Raw genomic sequence first — 4,448 nt, forward strand, 5'->3', positions numbered from 1 at the left:
CTTCTAGAGTAACTGATAACTGATAACTGATAACTGATAACTGATAACATGGAAATATCAGAACTAAAAAAAGGTATCGAGATAGTAGGATCGCGCCTGGGTAAAACCCAGGACTATCTTTGACTTACCCACTTTAAGATACAAAATTAAAGACTTAGAACAGGTGGCAGCCGTCCCCACTTTTTGGGATAATCCCGATACTGCTCAAAAAACCCTGCAAGAACTAAATGAATGTAAATCTTCTTTAGAAACCTATCAAAGTTGGTGTGAACAATTAGAAGATACTAAGGCAATTATCGAGTTATTAGAATTAGAATCCGATCGAGCTTTACTAGAAGAAGCAACGGACAATTTAACTCATTTACAGCATGACCTCGATCGCTGGGAATTGCAACAGCTTTTAAATGGTCCCTACGACGCAAAAGGAGCAGTTTTAACGATTAATGCGGGGGCCGGGGGAACCGATGCCCAAGATTGGACAGAAATGCTCCTGAGAATGTACACTCGCTGGGCCGAGAAACAGGGATATAAAGTCACTTTAGCGGAAATATCAGAAGGAGATGAAGCGGGAATTAAATCGGTGACAATTGAAATTGCCGGAACCTATGCTTACGGTTATCTGAAAGGAGAAAAAGGCACCCATCGGTTAGTCAGAATTTCTCCTTTTAATGCTAATGGTAAACGTCAAACCAGTTTCGCCGGGGTGGAAGTGATGCCAATTTTGGGTGATGATGCGGTGAGGGTAGAAATTCCCGATAAAGATTTAGAAATTACCACCGCTAGATCGGGGGGAAAAGGTGGACAAAATGTTAATAAAGTGGAAACTGCCGTGCGTGTGGTTCATCTTCCCACAGGTATCGCTGTGCGTTGTACCCAAGAGCGATCGCAATTACAAAATAAAGAAAAAGCCCTAGCTTTATTAAAAGCGAAATTGTTAATTATTGCTCGGGAACAACAGGCTCAAGCGATCGCCGAAATTCGCGGCGATATGGTGGAGGCCGCTTGGGGCAATCAAATCCGTAACTATGTTTTTCATCCCTATCAATTGGTTAAGGATCTCCGTAGCAATGTGGAAACCACCGATGTTACCGGGGTAATGAATGGGGATTTAGATAGCTTTATTGAAGCCTATTTACGTTTGGGGGGTGCAGTTTAAAGAAATGTATCGCCGTTGTCGTCCACAAGTCCCACTCCCGTGTGGACGCGATGATAAAATCTCCTCTTGGAAAAATGTCGATTTGCGTTGAAGCACTTTTTTGCTCGCTGTATAAGGGTTTCGCCGATTTGACATCCCTAAAATGGATTTGCGTTGAAGCACTTTTTAGCATTTCCACACTTCGACTAAGCTCAGTGTACACTTCGCTCAAGGCTAGTCTAGGCCCAAAAGGGGAGATAACGAGCATAACGAGTTGATTTAGATTCAGATTCGTCAAGTTTAATCAGTCCTGCTTCTTTAGTTGCCCCAATCACTTGAGAAACAGTATTGTTTTTTGATTCATTTAAACAAAAGCGATTTCGTAAGGTTTGGTTAGACATCCGTTGATTATCGACATAGAGGAGACAACAGTGCTGATAACAAGCGCGAATACGGTCAGATTGACTCATTTTGCCAAAATCCTGATGAGCGAATAGGATAGAAGTTGTTCGGATCTCACCTACTCTAAAATCTGGTGCGGGAAGTTGAAATTTCTCGGCAGCGGAAATAACTTTATCAATACCACTGCCCTTTTCTTCACAAATGCCAAAACGACGCATTATGTCAGCTAATTGCTCATTACGGGAGCGATATTCGTCTATAAAGCGTTCTACTTTGATAAAAGGAATACCAGGGTTAGAGATTTCTACTCGATCATCATACATTTCAATCATCACCGAAGCGCCTGTAGCGAGAAAGTCCTGATGAATCAAAGCATTGGCGATCAGTTCTCGCAAAGCTTGTGGAGGAAACATTTTCACTTCTTCCCTAAGAACCTCCTCGATGACGCGATTTTGAGGGGCTAAATCGTGGACAAAATTAACTAAACCATCAAAACCCACAGCATATCCCTTAGTTCCTGTCTGTTCCAGTCGAGTTTTAATTTTACCTGTTCCCTCATAGATAATCACTCGTGGTGCTTTACGCGCTAAGGTAGGGGAAAAGCTCTCAAGTTGTCTGGCCAGAAGGATGGCAGATAAATTAGGAATTGTCCAACCTTTTGATGTTTTGTCAAGGAGTTGATCGCTTTGTAATCTTTCTAAAACAGCATCACGATGGCTAGGATAGGGAAGCTTGAGCAATTCAAAGTAGGTTTGGGTGTCGAGTAGGTCAATAACCTCATCTGGACTGGCATGAGAGCGAGCGGATTGACAAAACCAATCTTGTTGATCTTCAGCAAAGATGCGCTTAAGCAGATCAGGTGTCATGGGTACTAAGTCTTCCCCTGCTCGCATTAGATAAGCACCTTCAAAGGCGATAGGTTGTCCTGTGGGACGGGTTGGCACTTCAAAAACCAAGACACGACCATCAGGGTGGGCCAATTCGGTGATTTCCACGCGCAAGCGAAGTTTTTGAACGATTAGCGATTTAATGCTGTTAATTTCTTCGGGTGTAGGAAAGGCTTGTGAACCAACAATTTTACGGGGACGTTTATCGGTAACACCTAAGATAAAATGGCCACCTCCTTCATTAGCAAGGGCGACGCAATATTTTAACAGTTTGATTGTATCAAATTGATTTTTAGCCTGTTTAAATTCTAGTCGCTCATTTTCCACTGGAGCATTTAACCAACCTTCTAGGGTCTCTAGGTTTATCATGCAGTAATCTCCTTCTGGGTGGGAATTTCCGTTTAGGGGGGAACAGTGCAGGTTATACTGATTCCTAAGATGAGAGCAGCTCTATTTTCTCGCAAATTCTGTTCTTATGCTATTTGTCCTCTACTAAGAAGAAAAATCAATGGTTATTATCGAGATTACCAATGTGGAAGAAATATTGAGCGCAAAAATTGGCTCTTTCGCCGCTAAAATCGTTCAAGCTCTAGCAGATGATGAAGGGAAAGTGGAAGAGGTTCTCATCAAAGAATTACAGGCTAATTTTCAGGAAAGGGGGATTAAAGCTAATCTGTTTAGCGTCACTGGGTTAGATATGCTCGGCAATGGCAGGCTAGAAGTTAACGTTAATGTTCGTTCTGCTAATATGATGTCCTAAGAGAAGATGAAATCGCCAATGGTTGGGTCAAATATAGTTAAACCCAACCTTATTTTGGTAGTTACCATCAAAAGCAATGGCAACGAAGCTTGAGGTTATAATAAACCAACAAAATGTAACGGTCCTTGACCGGTAATTAATTCGATAATAATTGCCAGAAAACCGATCATCGCTAATCGACCATTCCACACCTCGGCTGCCGTGGTCATCCCCCATTCCCAACGTTCCTGGGGATACATTTTCATATTCGCTTTCGGACGGGTAATTTGCTCGAAAGTGGTGGGTTTTTCCTCTAGGGATTTTACCACTAACTGGGAGAGAGATTCGATAAACATCGGGTGAGTGTTAAGAGCCGGTACTCGCTGAAAATGTTCAATTCCCGCTTCTTCCGCCACTTCTCGGTACTCTATATCGATTTCTTGCAGGGTTTCGATGTGTTCCGAGACAAAGCTAATCGGCACGACCAATAAATTCTTAATTCCCTGCTCTCCCAACCCTTTTAAAGCATCTTCAGTATAGGGTTTTAGCCATTCCACCGGACCGACGCGACTTTGATAGGCTAAAGTGTACTGATTGGGTCGGTTTAGAGTACGCATGATCGCCCTAGTGCATTCTTCAATTTGCCTTTGATAGGGATCTCCCGCTTCCTCCACATAACTTTGGGGGACACCATGGGCGCTAAAAAAGATATGTACTTGGTCAGGATTAGGACACTGCTCTAATTCTCGCGCAATCAGATCCGCCATAGCACTCAGATAAGTGGGATGATCGTACCAAGAGGGGATGAGAGTATATTCCGTTAAACGCAGATAGGGATCCTGCTGCCACATTTCCTCCAGCACACGAAAACTGGAACCACTGGTACTGATCGAAAATTGGGGATAAAGGGGAAGAATAACTAATTTTTTGATATGGTCCCGTTTAATCCGCTCGATCGCTTCTTCGGTGAAGGGATTCCAGTAACGCATCCCAATATAAACGCTCACCTCGCGCCCCATTTCCGCGAGACGTTGTTGCAGTGCCGTGGCCTGTGCTTCCGTAATCTTGAGTAAAGGGGAGCCACCGCCAATCTGACGGTAATTTTCTTGGGATTTACTCGCTCTTAGCGTCGATATTAACCAAGCTAACGGTTTTTGTAATCCTTTGATCGGTAAACGGATGATTTCTGGGTCAGAAAAAAGGTTAAATAGAAAAGGACGTACATCCTCTAACCGCTCTGGCCCACCCAAATTTAATAATAAAACCCCAACGCGACCCATAGTGT

4 protein-coding genes are annotated in these 4,448 nt (G+C 43.2%); 2 read left to right on the top strand and 2 right to left on the bottom strand.

Annotated elements, in window-relative coordinates; translation table 11 throughout:
* The first annotated feature begins 48 nt into the window (after nucleotides 1-48).
* A protein-coding gene (prfB, locus tag IQ242_RS17565) for a peptide chain release factor 2 (protein WP_193960860.1) occupies nucleotides 49-1,156 on the top strand; the annotation gives its coding sequence in 2 pieces (ribosomal slippage) (nucleotides 49-120 and nucleotides 122-1,156; 1,107 coding nt in all).
* Nucleotides 1,157-1,374: 218 nt separating this feature from the next.
* On the opposite strand, the gene IQ242_RS17570 is transcribed toward prfB, so the two are convergent.
* Nucleotides 1,375-2,793, bottom strand: a complete 1,419-nt coding sequence (locus IQ242_RS17570) for an ATP-binding protein (protein WP_193960861.1) — start codon at nucleotides 2,791-2,793, stop codon at nucleotides 1,375-1,377.
* 139 nt (nucleotides 2,794-2,932) lie between these two features.
* Here IQ242_RS17570 and IQ242_RS17575 point away from each other — a divergent pair, with 139 nt between their 5' ends.
* A complete protein-coding gene (locus IQ242_RS17575; RefSeq protein ID WP_002739055.1) occupies nucleotides 2,933-3,184 on the top strand; it encodes a hypothetical protein in 252 nt (83 codons plus the stop codon).
* A 95-nt stretch (nucleotides 3,185-3,279) separates the two neighbouring features.
* On the opposite strand, the gene hemH is transcribed toward IQ242_RS17575, so the two are convergent.
* On the bottom strand, nucleotides 3,280-4,443 hold the full coding sequence (hemH, locus tag IQ242_RS17580) for a ferrochelatase (RefSeq protein WP_193960862.1): 1,164 nt from the start codon (nucleotides 4,441-4,443) through the stop codon (nucleotides 3,280-3,282).
* Nucleotides 4,444-4,448 lie beyond the last annotated feature (5 nt).

Source organism: Microcystis sp. LEGE 08355, assembly GCF_015207185.1.
GTDB lineage: Bacteria > Cyanobacteriota > Cyanobacteriia > Cyanobacteriales > Microcystaceae > Microcystis > Microcystis panniformis.

Coding starts and splice junctions, on each gene's coding strand:
- IQ242_RS17570 (WP_193960861.1), bottom strand. CDS start 2,793: ATGATAAACCTAGAGACCCTAGAAGGTTGGTTAAATGCTCCAGTGGAA.
- IQ242_RS17575 (WP_002739055.1), top strand. CDS start 2,933: ATGGTTATTATCGAGATTACCAATGTGGAAGAAATATTGAGCGCAAAA.
- hemH (WP_193960862.1), bottom strand. CDS start 4,443: ATGGGTCGCGTTGGGGTTTTATTATTAAATTTGGGTGGGCCAGAGCGG.